We start from the raw sequence: 17,399 nt of genomic DNA on the forward strand, positions 1-17,399 counted from the left end.
ACTCCGAGTAAGATGCGAACCCCTCGTGCAACCAGATGTCGCGCCAGTCGGCCACCGTCAGGCTGTTGCCGAACCACTGGTGGGCCAGCTCGTCGACCAGAGCCCGGCGGCGGTCGCCCGTCAGCGGGTCGGCGCAGCTCACCCACACCGAACCGAGCAGCTCGCGGCCGGCCCGCACCGCCACCGCCATCCGCCCGGTCAGGCCGTGCCCGGCGTCGGCGGGGACGAACACCGGCTCGTTCGTCGCCGCCAGGCGGGCGAACACCTCCTGTCGCCGGAACAGCTCACGCAGCCGTTCCGGGACCCGCCGTCCGAGGATGGTCTCCAGCCGGGCCGGATCTCCCGCCTGCTGGGAGCGGGAGTAGGCCAGTACCTGCGAGTGCCGGTCCTCGATGGTCACCGCGCCGCCGATGACGTCGGCCAGGTTGTCGGCGAGCGCGAACAGGTCGGTAGGACCGCGTCCCGAGGCGGTCTCGCGGCTCTCCAGCACCAACCCGTACACCACGCCGGCCAGCTGACTCCAGGACACAGCGGGGTCGGCCAGCAACACGGCCACTCCGTACCGGCCGCCAGGGTCGGCCGCGGGCACAGCCGCACCAGGCCACGGATGGCCTCGTGCTGAGCCCGCGGCGCCGCGCCGACCGAAGCCTCAGGGGCGCGCGACCGGCGCGGAGGCTCCGTGAACCGACGCGACAGCGGCCATGGCGATGATCGGCTCCTGGCGGACGCCGACAGGAAAGGCGGCACGGTGAAAGCACCCCGAACGCGAAGGGGTGGCTTCGAACGAAGACGACCTGCCGCTTCTCCTGCCAAGGGGCCGATCGCGAGACGTCTTCAGGGCGCGGCGGCACGCCCGCGCCGACGCCAGGCAAAGGCCTGGTGCGGGCGTGGGGGTGCACCGGATACGCCGTCGTCGGACTCCGCGGCGCGTGGCCGCAGAGCCCGAGGGGAAGACATCGGCTAGATCAGCGGCGGACTACGCGATCCCGTGATGCGGTGAGCCAGCTGCTGAGGCTCGCGCAGCGTGTCCGCGTCCGAGCCCGGCGACGGCAACAGCACCAGATGTGCGAGCTCACCGCGCGTGAGCGGCCGCAGGGACAGCACCTGGTGCGCACGTGCCTCGCCTGCCTGCGGCGGCAGGCCGGTCAGGTCGGCGTCCCATCCGCCGGGCTCCCACACCGGGCCGGAGACCGAACTCTGCGTAACCGCCGAGACGCCGCAGCTCGCCTTGCACGAAGCGCCGGCCAGCACCAGGGACAACAGAACCAGGCCCATCACGCCGACGAGCGCGATGGACCCCTGTGGAGTTCTCCACGGTCCCGTCATACGGCCGACCATAGCCCACCCCACCGGAAAAGACATTTCACGGCACCAGCCGCACGATCCGCGAGCGAGCCGACGAGGTGCTGGTTGACCAGTGAACGTCGTTCTGTTGGTGTGCCGGGACGCGACGCCCCAATCACCACGAAAAGGCAGAGGCACCAGCCGAAACCGCTGCTTTACGATCTTGCCAAGAGTCGCCTCGAACTCTTTGGCCTGTCGCGGAGACAACTCCTTCGACACCCGTGGCAAGCCAGGCCCGGCCACGTAGCCGTACTCGCTGAGCATGAAGGGCTTCTCACCGATTCCCTCGATGTGGTCGGCCCGCTGCTCAGCCTGTCCCGCATCCTCGAACACCTCTGAAACCCCGACCGCGATGGGTTCACGTTTTGGGGGTGTGCGAGTGATCACTGAACACCGCCGATTCGCCCCCAAGGTCGGGCGAGCGTTCTTGCGTCGGCCAGGAACCGAGCCTTTTTGTCGGCGACTACTGCGATCATTCCGCTCAATTGATCAAAGGAGTGGCGATGACTGAAGCGCTCCGGGATCAGTGGAGACTCTGGTGTGCCCCTGTGGTCTTGTGGAGGCGGGGCTCAGGCGGGCTGAGCCGCGTTTCCGCGCGTTGCGCCACGGTCACGTGGTCGGCGGCGGGAGATTGCCAGCGCGACGATGGTCGCGATGGCGAACAGCGCGAGCGTCACGAGGATGTAGAGGGAAACTCCCGCCGCGGAGTTCACCGACTCGCCGTTGCCGGTGAGGGAGGTTGCCCGGAGGATGCTTCCTCCGATGATGTTGAGGATCACCGCGCCGACACCAAGCATTACCTGGACTAGAGCGGCCACGATCCCCTGTTTCTCCTCGCTCACCAGCGTTGTCGACAGGTTGAACCCGGAGGTGATCACGGCCCCGGCGGTGAAGCCGAGGAGTCCGGCGGAGATGACGGCGGGGAGGAAAGCGGAGGTGGAGAACAGCAGCCCGAGTGTGGCGAATGTGCCAATGACCATTCCGCCGGCGAGTGTGCGGGCTGGGCCGATCCGTCCGGCGAGCCATCCGGCGAGGATCCCGCCTGTCATGGCGCCGAAGGACGGCACGGCGAAGAGCAAGCCGAGCGCACCCGACGCGCCGGCGAGCCCGTACCCCAGCCCTTCGTCCACGGAGGTCTGCGCGATCAGCCCGACTAGCTGAAGGAGTGCCTGGTAGGCGCCGGCGCCGAGCACAACGACCACCAGGGTGGCTACGACAGGACGAGTAAGCATCCGCAGATCGATGACGGGTTCGGGCAGGCGCAGCGCCGTCAGGACCCATGCGCCAAGGAGGACGATCCCGACAGTAAGCAGGGCGATCATGCCGACGCTCATCCAGCCCAGGTCATGACCCAGGCTGATGTACGCCAGGATGCCCGCGAGGCCCGCCCCGAGAAGAACGGCGCCGGCGACGTCCACGCGGCTTCTCACCTTGATCGGCGACTCGGGCAAGAAGATGCGGACGGTCAGCGCAGCGAAGAACGCGAGCACGGCGGACACGACGAAGACTGAGCGAAAACCGTACGCACCTACGACGATCTCGAAGAGGAAGGGCGAGACGATGCCAAGGATCGCAGAGCCAGAGGTGACGATGCCGACGGACGTCATACCGACGCGGGGCGGGAAGACCTGGCGGATGAACACGACGGTGATGAACACGGAGCCGACGGCGGCGCCTTGAATCACGCGGCCGACCAGGAAGATCCCGATGTTGGGGGCCAGGAGGCAGACCAGCGCGCCGATGCCGCCCACGAGTAGTGCGAGGACGAGCATTCGGCGTTTGCCGAAGACATCGGCGCTCTTGCCGAGGAGCGGTGCCCACATCGCGCCGGCGAGGATCGCACTGGCGTTGAGCCACGCGCTCTGGTCGGTTCCGAAGAACTCCGACATCTGCGGCAGCACGAGCAATGGTGCGACGATGACCGTGTCAACCACCGTGTTGGCGACGATTAGGATGGTGACCCACCAGAGGATCCGACCGCTCCACCCGCTGCCTGGAGTCTCGGTCTCGGAGGGGCTCGTGGGTGTCCGAGTCATGGCCACTTCCCTGAATCTGGACTCGATCGGGGCATCGATCTGAGATTCCGGACATTGTCGGCCTGCCCGGCTAACGCCCCTAGCGTTTGCAGGAAAGTGGCTGTGGTCGGCGACTCGACGCGGGAAACTGCCGGGATTGAGCATCTTGCGAACGTTTCGGGCGACATCGTTGCATGATCGTCTGGTCACTACGATCGGGAGTCGCCGACGAGAAGCGGAGGGAGAGTCATCGATGCGGCCGTACCGGTCGACAGAACACGCAGGTGGGCCGGATCCGCGTCGATGCGACGAGAATGAGTGCAGAACTACAACCGGCACGCCGGCCGGGGGGCCGCACGCGGCTGGTCAGCAAGCGTCTGTGGGCGGCCACGCTCGAGATCCTGGCCGAGAAGGGGGTTGACGGCCTCCAGTACGAGGACCTCGCCGCGCGAGCACAGGTCGCTCGGGCGACGGTGTACCGACGTTGGCCGAATCGAGGGGACCTGTTCCGCGACATACTCGCGCGGTTCGCGGAGACCTTTGTCCCCCTCCACGACTCCGGTGACATCCATGACGATCTGGTCGCGTTCGTCTGTGCCTTCGCCGAGGCCTCCGCCACTCCGGAAGGTCGCGCGGTCCTGCAAATCCTGATGCGGAAGGCCGACGAGAGCGACGGCCTGCGCGAGATAGGCCTGGAACTCCTTGAGCGGCGCACGGATGATCTGCAACTCCGGCTCGATGCGGCAGCGGCCCTTGGTCAGCTCCCGGCCGTCGATGCGCGTTTCGTGAACATGATGCTCGCCGGACCTGTGCAGTGGTTCCTTGTCCGCCGGACTCGACCATTCACCAGAGACGACGCGGACAAGATCGTCAGCATAGTCCTCGCCGGTTTGCGGCAAGGAGGTGCCGTATAGGTCTCGAAATCTTCGCAGGCGCGCGCGTTCGAGTGCCGTTCTCTGCGCACCGCGTGGCGGAGACCGACCGACCGCAGTTAAAGAGATACTTTGTCTCATTAACGAGCGAGGTCGGCTCGCTTCGGCGAAAGGAGCCATGATGGCGAATGCGTCCAGCTTCGGATGGGCCGGTCACGTGCCCCCCACGACGCTTGAGGAGTACTCCGAGAGGTACGCGGCGTTCTTCAAGATGCGTCGCGAGAACGGGATCATCGAGCTGCGGCTCCACACCGACGGCGGCCCGTACGTCCACAACTGGGCTGCCCACAACGCGTGGAGCCGCGTGTGGCAGGACGTGGGCAACGACTCCGAGAACCACGTGCTCATCATCACCGGCACGGGCGAGACCTGGTTCCAGGGCGACCCGCGACAGACGTGGCCGAAGCCGCTGGTCGAGGAGGAGCCCGACTTCATCTTTCAGCAGACGATCGACGCCTGGAAGCTGATCGAGAACTTCGTCAACAACATCGACATCCCCACGATCGCCGCGGTGAACGGGCCAGGCATTCACACCGAGTTCGCACTCATGTGCGACGTTACCCTGGCCGCCGAGGACGCGGACTTCATGGATCCCCATTTCATGGCCGGCACCGCCCCCGGTGACGGTCTCGCGCTCGCGCTGCAGCATCTCATGGGGAGCAAGCGCGCCGCCTACGCGATCTACGGGGGCAGCTCCATCCCGGCACCCAAGGCGCTTGAGTACGGGCTCGTGAGCGACGTCCTGCCCCGCGAGGAACTGCTGCCCAAGGCGTGGGAGCTCGCGCGCGACATCATGAAGCGGCCGCGATTCGCACGATGGGCGACGCACAACATCGTCAACCGCCCTTGGCGCAAGCTCGTCGCGGAGGACTTCGGTTTCCACTTCTCGCAGCAGTCGCTCGCGACGGTCGGGTCGAAGGCGTTGATCCCCGTCCCTGATCTGGTCGCGGACGCACGCCAGCGCAAGGTCTGGTGAGACGGTGACCGGAGGTGAGGGTGCGGTCACCGTTACCAACGGTGGCCGCACTTCCTTCCGGATCGACGGAGCGGGGCCCCCGGTTGTCCTCGTCCACGGACTGCAGATCGGGCAGGACCTCTTCGACGCATTCCGCCGTTACCTCATCGACACGTTCACGGTCGTAACGTACGATCAGCGCGATCGGGGTGCCAGTGTCTTCGCCCCGGAGCCGTACACGATCGACGATCTCGCTGACGATCTCGCCGCGCTGATCTCAGCTCTCGGCTTCGACCAGGCCCACGTCCTGGGCACCTCCTACGGGGGAATGATCGCGCAGGCGTTCGCACTGCGGCATCCGAATCGATTGGACCGGCTCATCCTCGGCTCCACGAATCGGTTCCCCTTCGATCCCGCCCGGCTTCCTGACGGCGTCCGTGCCCTTCTCGGGGCGCTTGAAACGGGCGATCACGCGCGAGCCCGAGCTCTTCTGGCTCAGATGGCCCCCGCCGTCGGCCGCGCCGCTGCGAGATCGCGGAATTCGGAAGGGGAGACGCCGGAGTCCGCGAGCGAGCAGCTCGTGCGACGGTTTGCCGCCACGCGCGGGTTCGACACTCGTGGCCTCCTCGGCTCCGTCACGTCGCCGACCCTCGTGGTGCACGGTCGACGGGACGCAACGATACGGGTCGCCGACGTCCTGGCGATGGCGGACGAGATCCCCGGCGCCAGCGTTCTGCAGCTCGCGGACGCGGGTCACGCATGGGAGAACGAACGACCCGAATCGGCCGCCGCGCTGATCGCAGCCTTCCTGACCGGCTCGGATTAGTACAGGGAACGGATCCCCGCCGGGGATCCGTTCCCTGTACGAGCTCTCAGCGGACGCGAACACCCGCGAGCCACACCTGACGGATCCGGCCGCGAAGGCCTCGAAGATCGAGCAGGTCGCCGTCCACGACGACGATGTCAGCCAGCCCGCCCGGCTCGATAACGCCGAGATCGTCGTGCCCGAGCAGCTTCGCCGCGCTCGACGTCGCGGCTCGCCACGCCTCGATCGCCGACATGGAGGACGCCTCGGTCATGAGTCCCAGCTCGTCCAGGTTACTGGCGGACGGGCTCCAGTACGGCGGGGTATCCGTTCCCATCGCGATCTTCACGCCGGCGTTGACTGCCAGCGCGAAACTCGCGCGGTGAGCCTCGAGCGCCTCTTGGGCGAGCGCGAGACTTTCGGCCGGTATCGGCACCCCGCTTGCCGCCGCGTCGATGATGGCACGCGTCGCCGAGAGCGTCGGGACCAGCCAGGCCTCGTTCTTCAGCATGAGGGCGACCGCCTCGTCGTCGAGATAGTAGCCGTGCTCGATCGAGCGAACCCCGTGACGCAATGCCGCTTTGATCCCCTCGGTCCCCTGCGCGTGAGCGAAGACGTAGGTTTCGGCTGCCGCAGCCTCCGCCACGATGGCTGCGAGCTCGTCGTCACGGAAGTGTGAATGCCGAGGATTGTCTCCCAGCGACATGACCCCGCCAGTCGTAGCGATCTTAATCACGTCGGCGCCGGCGCGCAGGACCTCCCGGACGCCACGCCGAACGCCGCCGGGGCCGTCCACGCCGTCGACGATCGAGCGTGGTCGGCCGGGATGCTCGAGCATCATCGGCACCGAGCGTTCTCCGCCCGATGGGAGATGCAGATCGCTGTGCCCTCCGGTCTGTGACAGCATCACGATGGCGATCTGCAGCCGCGGCCCCTCGATGAGCTTGCGCTCGATCGCCTGCTTGATGCCGAGGTCCGCCCCCGCAGCGTCTCGCGCGGAGGTGATGCCCTGGTCCAGTAGCAGGGACAGATTGCGACCGGCTTCGAAGTACTGAAGCGAGAAGGCTTGCTGTTCGGTGCGCGCGACGTTGAGATCGCGCGCCATCACGTGGACGTGACAGTCGAACAGGCCCGGAACGATCGACATTCCGGTGCAGTCGACGACCTCGTCGCCATCCAGGTCCACGCCTATCGCGACGACGCGGTCACCGGCCACGGCGACATCGGCGTCGGAGACGGAGGTGCCATCGAAGACGACGCCGTTCTTGAACACGGTACGGGAGTGCATGTGGGCTCGCTTCTCCTGGACTGATGATCCGGCTGGGGCGTATTGGCGCCGATCAGCATTCGACGACGTTGACGGCGAGGCCGCCGCGGGCGGTTTCCTTGTATTTGTCGCTCATATCCGCACCGGTCTCCCGCATAGTCGCGATGACCTGGTCGAGGGAGACATGGTGTTCACCGTCCCCCCAGAGCGCCATGTTCGCGGCGTTGATGGCTTTGGCTGCGGCGATGGCGTTGCGTTCGATGCACGGGATCTGGACGAGTCCGCCAATAGGGTCGCAGGTGAGGCCGAGATTGTGTTCCATGGCGATCTCGGCGGCGTTCTCGACCTGCTGGGGGGTGCCCCCGAGGATCTCGGCAAGGCCGGCGGCGGCCATCGACGAGGCGGAGCCGACCTCGCCCTGGCAGCCGACCTCTGCGCCGGAGATGGACGCGTTCGCCTTGTAGAGGGTGCCGATCGCCGCGGCGGTGAGCAGGAACCGTTGGACGATGTCGTCTTCGCCGGTGGTCGTGGATCGGCCGGCCGGCGTGTAGTGCAAGGCGTAGTACAGCACGGCGGGGATGATGCCCGCGGCACCATTTGTAGGTGCCGTGACGATACGTCCTCCGCTCGCGTTCTCCTCGTTCACGGCGAGGGCGACGAGGTTGACTCGTTGCTGCCAGTATCCGTTGGCGTGGTCGGGGTCTTCCGCGGCGAGACGGGCGGCCCATTCCCCGGCGCGGCGACGTACGCCAAGACCGCCGGGCAGAATGCCGTCGCGGGCGATCGACGAGCGGACACACGACTCCATGACATCCCACAGACCTCGCAGTAAGTGCCGGATGTCGGTTTCCGAGCGCAGGACCCGTTCGTTCGCCATCATTACCTCGGCGATGCTGAACCCGGTCTCCTCACAGATGGTGAGCAGCTCGGCCGCGGTGCGGAACGGAAAGGGCCGACGCGCCGCCGGAGGTCCGGCGTTTTTCTCGTCACCGTCACGCACGACGAAGCCGCCACCGATCGAGTAGTACGTATCCGTGGCAAGCTCCGCGCCGGTGGAGTCGAACGCGGTGAAGGACAGCGCGTTGCTGTGCCGGGCGCGGACCGTCAGCGGGCGGAGGATGAAGTCTTCGACGCGGCAGTGGATGCGATGACGGCCGCCGAGAGCGACAAACCCTGTGTCTTCGATCACGGCGAGCTTTGCGGTGATCTCCGCTGGGGTCACCGCATCGGGCCGGACTCCCTCCAGCCCGAGGAGCACGGCACTGAATGTGCCATGTCCGGCACCGGTCGCGGCGAGGGAACCGAAGATCTCCACGCGTACCTTGTCCACCCGATCGATGATCGTCTCGCCCGTGAGACGATCAACGAACTCGGCAGCGGCTCTCATGGGGCCCACCGTGTGCGAACTCGAAGGGCCGATACCGATCGTGAAAAGGTCGAACACGCCGACAGTTGGCTCCGAGACAGTCATAAATGGGGACCGTACGCACCATGGCGGTCCCGATCCATCCGATGCAGGTTTCTATCGCGGAGGCGCTCCCGCATGCGGGAAAGACATCGGAAGCGGCGTAAAATCGCCGGTTGCATTCCCGTTCGCGTCGAGGTGGCGCCCCTCCTTCTTGAGCGTCCGCAGCACCAACGATCGATCCGCGATAACCACTTCCGGGATGTTCTCCTCGATCGCCACCTCGAGCCTCTGAATGTCCGCCAGCGTCTTCATCCAGACGGAGAGGACGAGATTGGACGGGCCGATTGTCGAGACGGCGAGGCGGACCTCGCTGATGCCGGCGAGGGCCGTCCCCGCCCGAGCGGTCAACCTGGCAGGGACCCGCAGGAAATACCATGCGTGCACGGGCCAGCCGGAGTGCGCTCGCGCGAGGTCGAGACGAACCGCCAGGCGGCCGCTACTCGCCAGCGAAGCCATGGTCTCCCGCACGCGCCGCTCACTGACATCGAGAACCCTCGCCATCGAGGCGATGGTCACACGCCCGTTCACACCGAGCAGTTTCAGGAGCTCACGCTCAAGTTGGGAGTCGATGCGCGCCGGTTCGGGCGCGTCAGCCGAGACCGTGCGTTTGACCGCGGCGACCTCGGCGGCGCTCAGCGAGCGGAGTCGCCACTGACCCGCGTCGGTAAACGGCGAGGAGAGGAGATGTGTCCGCGTCGCGCGGACGCCCTCAAGCCGACGCATCCGGGTCATGACGTATTCGCCGAGGGCGTCCAGGCTCTCGGCGCCCGCGATGACCAGCATGTCGCGGCCGCCTGCTGTGAGGTCGACGGTGAACGCCTCCCGGTCGGCCGCCAATGCCTGAGCGATCTCAAGGGTCGAACCAGGGTGGGATTCCACTTCGAGGATCGCGCAGGGTCCGCGAGCGTCAGCCCCCGGATGCCCGGAGACCCAGGCAAGGCCGTCGCCGGACAAGCGTTCCCAGCGGCGGGAAAGCGTCACCGAATCCACCCCCACGATTGGTGCGATCGCCGCCCATCGCGCCCGAGGATGGATCTGAAGCGCGTGGATCAGTCGCCTGTCGATCTCATCCAGGCCGCGAATCTGCGGATTGATGTCTTTTTTGTCCATAAACTGTCACTTTAGTGTCGTTGGCGTATGACTATCAGCACATAGCTGGACTGAAATATTTTGATCATGATCTCGGCGATACGGTCATCGCGAGGACGTGGAGAACCTCGGCGGCACGCTTGTTACGCCGGGCCTGATCGACGCCCGCACCCACCTCGTCTACCCGGGCAACCGCGACGCCGAGCGCGATCACCGCGGCCGGTGGCGGCATCGGCTCCACCGTCACCGTGACACGCGGCACCGACCCGTGAACCCGCGCGACGGCGTGCGCGAGCGCCAGCGTGAGACGAAGCGTCTATGTCCGCGCTGACACTGGAGTCATTGATGATGCGATTCGCCTTCCGCTCCCGATCGCCGTTCGGTGTCGTGGGCTTTCTGGTCGTCATGGAGCTGGGGAGCGGCATGCTGCAGGGGTGGTTCTCGCCCCTGCTCGCGGCGATCGGGCAGCAGTTCTCCGTCAGCGCGGGCTCCCTCAACTGGGTCAACGCGATGTACATGCTGGTCACGGTCGCGTGTGTCCCGATCCTGGCGAAGCTCGGGGACATGTTCGGCCACAAGCGGCTCCTCGTCGCCGCGGCGGCACTCGTTGCCGTCGGTTCGCTGGTCGTCGCTTTCGCGCCGACCTTCGAGCTGTTCCTTCTCGGTCGCGCGCTTCAGGCGCCGCTGGCGGCTTTCCTGCCGCTTGAGTTCGCGATCGTCCGCTCCCGCGACGCGAAGTCGGCAAGCAGGAACATCGGCGTCCTGGTCGGTGCCCTCACTCTCGGCGCGGCTGTTGGCTCACTCGCCTCTGGCCTGCTGTACGCCTCGACGCAGAACCTGAACGTGGTCCTGCTGTTCCCCGCGATCTTCATCGCCCTGTGCGTTCCGGTGGTGATCTTCCTCGTGCCCGAGACGACCGTACGCAAGAAAGGCCGCATCGACTGGACGGGCGCGATCCTGCTCACGGCCGGTCTCCTCGCCACCCTCACGGGAATTTCGAACGGCGGCGCCTGGGGCTGGCTCGAGGCGAGGACCCTCTCTCTGGTGCTCGGCGGCGTCATCGTGCTCACGCTCTGGGTGTTCGTGGAGCGCCGGGTGGAGAACCCCCTGGTCGATCTGTCAATGCTGGCGAAGAGCGGCATCGGCCTGCCGATCGTCGTATCCGCCCTCTTCGGAGCGCAGACCTACGGCGGGCAGACCGCGAGCTTCCTCTGGCTTCTCAGCGATCCGGCCCGGGAGGGATACGGACTCGGTCTGCCCCCGGCCGGTGCCGGCGCCATCATCGTGCTCTACGCGATCGCCGCGTTCGCCGGGACGCTGCTCGGCGAACGCCTTGCGCGGTGGGTCACCCCGCCGAGAGCCGTCGCGCTGGCCGGCGTCGTCGCGGGGGCGAGCTTCGCCCTCATGATCATCTTCTCCGGGTCGACGGCGATGTTCATCGCTTGGATGGCCTTGGGCGGTCTTTCCGCCGGTGTCCTCCTCGCCGTCCTCCCCTCGATCGTGGTGCGCAACGCACCCGCCGATTCCGTGGGCATCGCCTCGGCGTTGTTCAACACCGCGCGCACTGCGGCGGGCGCGGTCGCGGGCGCCGTCTTCGCGCTGGTGATGTCCCTCTTCGTCACCACGCGGAGCGTCGAAGAATCGACCGCGGTGAGTTCGACGCCCCTGTCGTTCTTCGCCGTCTGGGGGATCTGCCTGGCGATCTCCCTGGCGCTCTCCGCCCTCGCCCTGCGGATGCGCGTGGCGAGAGAACCTGACACCGACGAGACATCCATCGCCGAACCGATCGAGGAAAGATGACCATCGCAAAACGCCCTTCCCATCCGGAATCGTCCAACTCCGTCCGGGAGGCAATCCTCGCCTCCCGGACGGAATGGGAGGAGTCCGCGATCGCACTCAGCCGAGAGATACACCGAGTTCCCGAGATCGCCTTCCAGGAGCGCTACGCGTCGACCCTCGTCGCGCGAGAGCTCGAGGCCGCGGGCTTCGACGTCGCGATCGGCGCGTATGGACTCAACACCGCGGTAGAGGCAACCTATGGGAGCGGCGACGTGACCGTGGCGATCTGCGCCGAATACGACGCGCTCCCCGGCATCGGTCACGCGTGTGGTCACAACATCATCGGCGCGGCAGCTGTCGGCGCGGCCATCGCACTGACGGCTGTCGCCGATCGAATCGGCCTCCGTATCAAGCTGCTCGGCACCCCCGCGGAGGAGCACGGCGGCGGAAAGGTGATCATGCTGGATGCGGGCGCGTGGGACGACGTCACGTTCTCCCTCATGGTGCACGGTGCTCCCGGTGAGGACGTCCGCTGCCTCGATGTCCGCACGCAGGCCGTGTGCCGATTGCACATCGTGTTCCAAGGCCGGCCGGGACATACGGGCGGGCCTACTCCGACCAGCGACAACGCCTCAAACGCGGCGACAATCGGACTCGTCGCCCTCGGTCTGCTCCGCCAGCATCTCCCCGACGGCGTTCGCGCCAATGCGTTCGTTTCCGAGGGCGGGCAGACGACCAATGTCGTCCCCGCCGCGGCCGCCGTGCGTGTCGAGGTTCGGGCCGACACCCTTGAGGACCTGCAAGAGACACGACGACGAATTCTCACCTGCTTCGAGGGAGGAGCGACGGCGGCGGGATGCACATGGAGCTGGGATGAAGCGGAGCCGACATACGCCGAGATGCGGCAGGATCCGATCCTGGCAGCCGCATGGGACCGCAGCCTTGCATCGCTCGGCCGCGAAATACGCGAACGGCTGCGCCCCGCGGCCGGGTCCACCGACATGGGAAACGTGTCGCACGCGGTGCCATCGATTCACCCTCTTATCGCGGTCCTCGGGAGTACGTCCTGGCCGCACACCCCCGAGTTCGCCGCAGACGCGACAGGTCCGGCTGCGGAACGCGCCGCCATCGACGGCGCCCTAGCGATGGCTCTCACCGTCGTCGACGTCGTCACGGGACCTCACCTCGGTCAACTCTCACATGAGACGTTGCGCGCGGGTCTCGAGCCCACCGGGACGTGAGTCGGGAATGCACTGAGCGTTATCACCGGTACTGCGGTCACCGGAGGCCGGTACCACGGACACACCCATGTTGGTACTGAGGGCAGATGTCACACCGTCGACGGATTCCTAGCGTGGAGGGGTGATCGTTTCTCAGAATCTGACCAAACGCTACGGCGAGAAGACCGTCGTCGACGACCTGTCGTTCACCGTCCGTCCCGGGGTGGTGACCGGATTCCTCGGGCCGAATGGCGCGGGGAAATCGACGACGATGCGGCTGATGGTGGGCCTCGACCGCCCGACCCGCGGCGGCATCACGATCGGAGGCCGCCACTACCGGGAACTCCGCGACCCGATGCGGCACCTCGGCGTGATGCTCGATGCGCGATCGGTCCACCCCGGCCGGAGTGCGCGCGACCATCTGCTCGTGGTCGGGGAGACCCACGGTATCGGCCGGGCTCGCGTGGACGAGGTCCTCGAGATGGTGGGTCTCGGAATCGTCGCCGGCCGTCGTGCCGGCGGCTTCTCGCTCGGGATGAGCCAGCGACTGGGGATCGCGACCGCGCTCCTCGGTGATCCGGCCGTGCTCGTCCTCGACGAGCCCGTGAACGGTCTCGATCCCGACGGTGTGCTCTGGCTGAGACACCTGCTCGTGAAACTCGCAGACGAGGGAAGAACCGTCTTCCTCTCATCCCACCTGATGAGCGAGCTGTCCCTGGTCGCTCAGGATCTTGTCGTCATCGGGCAGGGCAGGCTGCTCGCGTCCGGCTCGATAGACGACGTCATCGACTCGGTTGCACCCCAGGCCACGCGCGTCGTCTCGCCCGACGCCCTCAGCCTTGCCGACGCCCTGCGCGGCGAGAACGTATCGATCCGACAGACCGATCGTGACACGCTCCTCGTTCGCGGGCGGACCGCGCGGGAGGTCGGCACAGTCGCGGCCGCCGAAGGAGTGACGCTCTTCGCGCTCGTCGAGGAACGCGCATCCCTTGAGGAGGCTTTCATGCACATCACCCGCAACGCCGTCGAGTACTCCACCCACCAAGAGGTCGCCTCGTGAACGTCGAAACCATCCCCGCTCGCCCCACCGGCGACGACGCGTCGTACGACCCCGGATCGGTGCGAATCACGGCCGGAGGGCTCCTCCGGTCGGAGTGGCGGAAGCTGTGGTCCGTGCGCTCGCTCTGGATCACCCTCGCGGCCGGGTTCGGTCTGATCATGGCCCTTTGCGGCTACATGATCCTCGACGGCCGGACGCTGGGCCGCGGCCAGGCTGCCGACATCCCATTCGGCTGGACGGCGATCTATCCAGTCGGAATGCTCGTGCTGGTGGTGCTCGGAGTGCTCAGCGTGAGTACCGAATACTCCAGCGGGTCGATCCGGACGAGCCTCACCGTCAACCCTCGTCGCACCGGCGTGATGCTGGCAAAGGCAGCCGTCATCACCGGCATCGTCGCTGCTCTTGCGGCCGTCACATCAGTTCTGCTCTATCTCTTGCTGCAGTCAGCGCGCACGGTCCCCTCGGCGGTGGGCATGTCGCTCATCGCTCCAAACATGTTCTGGGGAGTCCTCGGGGGCACGCTCATGCTCCCGTACGGTGCGTTGTTCGGCGTGCTCCTCGGCTGGCTCATCCGTAACGCCGCCGGCGCGATCTGCCTGTACTTCGGCGTGTTTCAGATGGGGCCGCAGATCCTGCCCGCACTTCTTCCGGAGCCGTTCTCCGGCATCAAGGACTTCATGCCGCTGGCAGCGATCAACGTGATGCGTTCCGGCGGACTGGCGACGGAGCCCTACCGCCTCGGAGTCGCGATCGTCGTTCTGATCTTGTGGTTGGCCATGCTCGGCGCCGCCGCCTGGTGGCGGCTGAAGAGGCGTGATGCGTGACGAAACGGATCGAGGTCGACGTCCGTGAAGCGATTCCTCATCCAGGCAAAGGCATTCGACGGGCGTCATCCGTGGTGCGGAGACGTCGCGCTCGCGCTGGTCTCCGCAGCGGCCTCGGTCAGCGCGTCCCCGGCCCTCGATCCGCTCACGGTACCGTTCGTCGTTCTGGTGAACGGTGCCGTGGTGTTCCGGCGACGCTGTCCGCTCACCGCCCTCGTGGTCGCGGTCGGCGGGATCACAACCTTGGCCGCCCTGGCCACGGCCGGCCGCCTGCCGGCGCCGTGGACTTTCCTGGCCGCGTGGATACTGCTCTTCGCGGTAGGGCGCCGACGACCTGGCGCCTTCATCGTCGGCGCACCGCTCGCGGCCGTCGCAGCGTTGGCTGCGTTCCTCGCCCCCGCCGGGACCCCGGAGGCCGCACTGACGGAGCGGTGGTCATCCTTCCTGCCCGTCGCCGCGATGAGTCTCGCGGCACTGCTGGCGGGATCGCAGGTCCGCATTACCAGCGAGATGATCATTCGGCGGCAAGAGGAAGCCATGCGCGCAGCCGTGAACGACGAGCGCGCGCGGATCGCCCGCGAGATGCACGACATCATCGGTCACAACCTCTCAGTGATCACCTCGCTGGCCAACGGCGGATCGATCGCGGTGCGCTCGTCACCGGGTGATGCCGCACGGGTGTTCGCCGAGATCGGCGCAGTCAGCCGCACTTCGATGAGAGAAGTGGCGGACGTCCTACGACTCCTGCGCGCTCCCGACGAACGTCTCGAGGCTGCGCCCCCGCCACAACCCAACTGGCGGCAACTCGCCGCGCTCGTCGACAGCGTCCGATTCGCCGGTCTGCGGATCTCCTTCGAAAGCAGCGGGGATCTCTCATCGCTCTCCGCCGGCCGTCGACTCGCCATCTACCGCATCGTTCAAGAGGCGCTGACGAACGCCCTGAAACACGCCGGGCCGGGCGCCTCCGTGACCGTGACGGTCGCTTCGGACAGCGAGGCGACCTTCGTAACGGTGGCGGATGACGGCGGCCCCGGTGAACACACCCGCTCAGCACCTGCGGCGGAGCCCGGGCACGGCCTTATCGGGATGCGCGAGCGGACGGAGGCATTCGGAGGGTGGCTCGAGGCAGACGGAACGGTGTGCGGGTGGCGCGTTCGGGCGTGGATCCCTCACGAGCGACCGGAGGGTCTCGGATGAACGAGGTGAGGGGAGCGGCAGCGCCTGTCTCAGTGCTGCTTGTCGACGATCAACCCCTTCAGCGCATGGGCATGCAAATGTTCCTCGCAGGCCAGGACGACCTCGACGTCGTCGGCGAGGCTGTGGACGGCGACGATGCGATCCGTCAGGCGGAGCGGCTGCGCCCGGACCTGGTCATCATGGACGTGCGGATGCCCGGGACAGACGGCATCGACGCCACCCGGCAGATCATTGCCGGTCTACGCGGGACCAGAGTCCTTCTCCTCACGACGTTCGACGTCGACGAGTACGTGATCGCGGGGCTGGAGGCGGGCGCGAGCGGGTTCCTGACCAAGGACGCGGAGCCGACGGAGATCCTCTCCGCGATCCGGGCCATCGCCGCTGGAGATGCAGTGATAGCGCCGAGCGCCACTCGGCGTCTGCTCGACCGGCTCGCCGCGACACCCCTGTCGTGGCGCGACAACGAGGATCGGTCATTGGCGCTCGCCGCGGTCACGGCCTTGACGGACCGGGAACGCGAGATCCTCGTGGCAATCGGCGAGGGCGCCACGAACGCGGAGATCGCCAAGCGCCTGCATCTCGCGGAGTCGACTGTGAAGAACTACGTAGGGCGGGTGTTCGCGAAGATCGGAGCTCGCGACCGGGTGCATGCGGTCATCATCGCGTTCCGCGCCGGTGCGGTTCCGTACCGCTGAGATCGCCTCTGCCGGCCGTCTTTGTCGATTCCCCTGGTCGTACTGGTGGGCGTCATCGTGCTCGTCGCCTGGCGCTACCTCGTCCTGCGGGGGAAGCTCATGGCCGGTATCCACACCGAGGAGGCACGCGCGCTCACGTGGCCGGAGGTCGATCTCAAGGCGCGCACGGTCGCCGTATACCGCTCCGTACGGGCCAAGGGTGACACGAAGACCAAGCGATCCAGGCGCGTTCTGAAGCTGCCCAAGAAGGCAGCCGAAGCACTCAGGGCGCATCATCGGCGCCAAGCCGCTGAGCGGCTTCGGGCGGGCGAGAAGTGGCAGGATCACGATCTCGCCTTCTGCCGTGAGAACGGCACGCCGCTCGACCGGTGGCAGGTGCGCCGGGAGTTCCAAAAGATCACCACGTTGGCGGGACTCGGTGAGGACTGGACGCCTCGCGAACTCCGCCACAGTTTCGTGTCCATCCTGAGCGCGCATAACGTGCCGGTGGAGGACATCAGCGATCTCGTGAGCCACGTCAGCACGCACGTGACCGAGACGGTCTACCATCACGAGATCCGACCGGCACTCATCAAGGGTGCCCAGGCCATGGACAAGATCCTGAAGAGGCAGAGCCGGTCCGCGTGACCCAGTGGCTCCGGCTCCCGAAGATCGAAAAAGGGGCTCCGGAGAAACTCCGAAACCCCTACCGACCAGCAAAAACCTGGTCGGGACGACAGGATTTGAACCTGCGACCCCTTGACCCCCAG

General features: G+C 66.8%; 16 protein-coding genes and 1 pseudogene. 11 read left to right on the forward strand and 6 right to left on the reverse strand.

Annotation, left to right across the window (positions count from 1 at the left end):
• The 3 genes from ABZ260_RS26935 to ABZ260_RS26945 all read right to left on the reverse strand — a co-directional run.
• On the reverse strand, positions 1-589 hold a 589-nt coding region (locus ABZ260_RS26935), incomplete at its 3' end, for a M1 family aminopeptidase (protein WP_355623067.1).
• 371 nt (positions 590-960) lie between these two features.
• Positions 961-1,677, reverse strand: a complete 717-nt coding sequence (locus ABZ260_RS26940) for a hypothetical protein (protein ID WP_355623069.1) — start codon at positions 1,675-1,677, stop codon at positions 961-963.
• A gap of 236 nt (positions 1,678-1,913) precedes the next feature.
• Complete coding sequence (locus tag ABZ260_RS26945) at positions 1,914-3,380, reverse strand: MFS transporter (protein ID WP_355623072.1); 1,467 nt, start codon at positions 3,378-3,380, stop codon at positions 1,914-1,916.
• 263 nt (positions 3,381-3,643) lie between these two features.
• On the opposite strand from ABZ260_RS26945, the gene ABZ260_RS26950 reads away from it, so the two are divergent.
• The 3 genes from ABZ260_RS26950 to ABZ260_RS26960 all read left to right on the forward strand — a co-directional run bounded on the left by ABZ260_RS26950 (position 3,644) and on the right by ABZ260_RS26960 (position 6,072).
• Positions 3,644-4,273: a TetR/AcrR family transcriptional regulator gene (locus tag ABZ260_RS26950; protein WP_355623075.1), complete on the forward strand. Its 630-nt coding sequence runs from the start codon at positions 3,644-3,646 to the stop codon at positions 4,271-4,273.
• A 136-nt stretch (positions 4,274-4,409) separates the two neighbouring features.
• A complete protein-coding gene (locus tag ABZ260_RS26955; protein ID WP_355623078.1) occupies positions 4,410-5,267 on the forward strand; it encodes an enoyl-CoA hydratase/isomerase family protein in 858 nt (285 codons plus the stop codon).
• 4 nt (positions 5,268-5,271) lie between these two features.
• Positions 5,272-6,072 (forward strand): alpha/beta hydrolase, encoded by an 801-nt coding sequence (locus tag ABZ260_RS26960; RefSeq protein ID WP_355623081.1) that lies wholly within the window; start codon positions 5,272-5,274, stop codon positions 6,070-6,072.
• 46 nt (positions 6,073-6,118) lie between these two features.
• On the opposite strand, the gene ABZ260_RS26965 is transcribed toward ABZ260_RS26960, so the two are convergent.
• The 3 genes from ABZ260_RS26965 to ABZ260_RS26975 are packed head-to-tail and all read right to left on the reverse strand — an operon-like array spanning position 6,119 to position 9,896.
• On the reverse strand, positions 6,119-7,339 hold the full coding sequence (locus ABZ260_RS26965) for an amidohydrolase family protein (protein ID WP_350941379.1): 1,221 nt from the start codon (positions 7,337-7,339) through the stop codon (positions 6,119-6,121).
• Positions 7,340-7,391: 52 nt separating this feature from the next.
• Positions 7,392-8,789 carry an L-serine ammonia-lyase gene (locus ABZ260_RS26970; protein WP_355623085.1) on the reverse strand — a complete coding sequence of 466 codons (1,398 nt, stop codon included), beginning with the start codon at positions 8,787-8,789 and terminating at the stop codon, positions 7,392-7,394.
• 51 nt (positions 8,790-8,840) lie between these two features.
• A complete protein-coding gene (locus ABZ260_RS26975) occupies positions 8,841-9,896 on the reverse strand; it encodes an Lrp/AsnC family transcriptional regulator (RefSeq protein WP_355623088.1) in 1,056 nt (351 codons plus the stop codon).
• 91 nt (positions 9,897-9,987) lie between these two features.
• On the opposite strand from ABZ260_RS26975, the pseudogene ABZ260_RS26980 reads away from it, so the two are divergent.
• The 8 genes and pseudogenes from ABZ260_RS26980 to ABZ260_RS27015 all read left to right on the forward strand — a co-directional run.
• Positions 9,988-10,144 (forward strand): annotated as a pseudogene (locus ABZ260_RS26980) (imidazolonepropionase); the annotation flags it as partial.
• Positions 10,145-10,220: 76 nt separating this feature from the next.
• Positions 10,221-11,675: an MFS transporter gene (locus ABZ260_RS26985; protein WP_355623091.1), complete on the forward strand. Its 1,455-nt coding sequence runs from the start codon at positions 10,221-10,223 to the stop codon at positions 11,673-11,675.
• Positions 11,672-12,895 carry an amidohydrolase gene (locus tag ABZ260_RS26990; protein ID WP_355623094.1) on the forward strand — a complete coding sequence of 408 codons (1,224 nt, stop codon included), beginning with the start codon at positions 11,672-11,674 and terminating at the stop codon, positions 12,893-12,895. Before ABZ260_RS26985 ends, ABZ260_RS26990 begins: the two co-directional genes overlap by 4 nt.
• A gap of 121 nt (positions 12,896-13,016) precedes the next feature.
• Positions 13,017-13,934 carry an ATP-binding cassette domain-containing protein gene (locus ABZ260_RS26995; protein WP_355623097.1) on the forward strand — a complete coding sequence of 306 codons (918 nt, stop codon included), beginning with the start codon at positions 13,017-13,019 and terminating at the stop codon, positions 13,932-13,934.
• Positions 13,931-14,758: an ABC transporter permease gene (locus ABZ260_RS27000; protein WP_355623100.1), complete on the forward strand. Its 828-nt coding sequence runs from the start codon at positions 13,931-13,933 to the stop codon at positions 14,756-14,758. The genes ABZ260_RS26995 and ABZ260_RS27000 overlap by 4 nt, the downstream gene beginning before the upstream one ends.
• 24 nt (positions 14,759-14,782) lie before the next feature.
• Entirely contained in the window at positions 14,783-15,955 is a 1,173-nt protein-coding gene (locus ABZ260_RS27005; protein ID WP_355623103.1) for a histidine kinase, read from the forward strand.
• A complete protein-coding gene (locus ABZ260_RS27010; RefSeq protein WP_355623109.1) occupies positions 15,952-16,650 on the forward strand; it encodes a response regulator transcription factor in 699 nt (232 codons plus the stop codon). Before ABZ260_RS27005 ends, ABZ260_RS27010 begins: the two co-directional genes overlap by 4 nt.
• Before the next feature lie 21 nt (positions 16,651-16,671).
• Positions 16,672-17,277 (forward strand): tyrosine-type recombinase/integrase, encoded by a 606-nt coding sequence (locus tag ABZ260_RS27015; RefSeq protein WP_355623106.1) that lies wholly within the window; start codon positions 16,672-16,674, stop codon positions 17,275-17,277.
• Positions 17,278-17,399: the final 122 nt, after the last annotated feature.

The sequence above is a fragment of the Streptosporangium sp. NPDC006013 genome (assembly GCF_040614275.1).
Taxonomy (GTDB): Bacteria; Actinomycetota; Actinomycetes; order Streptosporangiales; family Streptosporangiaceae; genus Streptosporangium.

What these genes read in the sequence shown, in the direction of transcription:
- ABZ260_RS26955 (WP_355623078.1), top strand. Translation starts at nt 4,410, where the DNA reads ATGATGGCGAATGCGTCCAGCTTCGGATGGGCCGGTCACGTGCCCCCC.
- ABZ260_RS26945 (WP_355623072.1), bottom strand. Translation starts at nt 3,380, where the DNA reads ATGACTCGGACACCCACGAGCCCCTCCGAGACCGAGACTCCAGGCAGC.
- ABZ260_RS26990 (WP_355623094.1), top strand. Translation starts at nt 11,672, where the DNA reads ATGACCATCGCAAAACGCCCTTCCCATCCGGAATCGTCCAACTCCGTC.
- ABZ260_RS26965 (WP_350941379.1), bottom strand. Translation starts at nt 7,339, where the DNA reads ATGCACTCCCGTACCGTGTTCAAGAACGGCGTCGTCTTCGATGGCACC.
- ABZ260_RS27010 (WP_355623109.1), top strand. Translation starts at nt 15,952, where the DNA reads ATGAACGAGGTGAGGGGAGCGGCAGCGCCTGTCTCAGTGCTGCTTGTC.
- ABZ260_RS26970 (WP_355623085.1), bottom strand. Translation starts at nt 8,789, where the DNA reads ATGACTGTCTCGGAGCCAACTGTCGGCGTGTTCGACCTTTTCACGATC.
- ABZ260_RS26985 (WP_355623091.1), top strand. Translation starts at nt 10,221, where the DNA reads ATGATGCGATTCGCCTTCCGCTCCCGATCGCCGTTCGGTGTCGTGGGC.
- ABZ260_RS26975 (WP_355623088.1), bottom strand. Translation starts at nt 9,896, where the DNA reads ATGGACAAAAAAGACATCAATCCGCAGATTCGCGGCCTGGATGAGATC.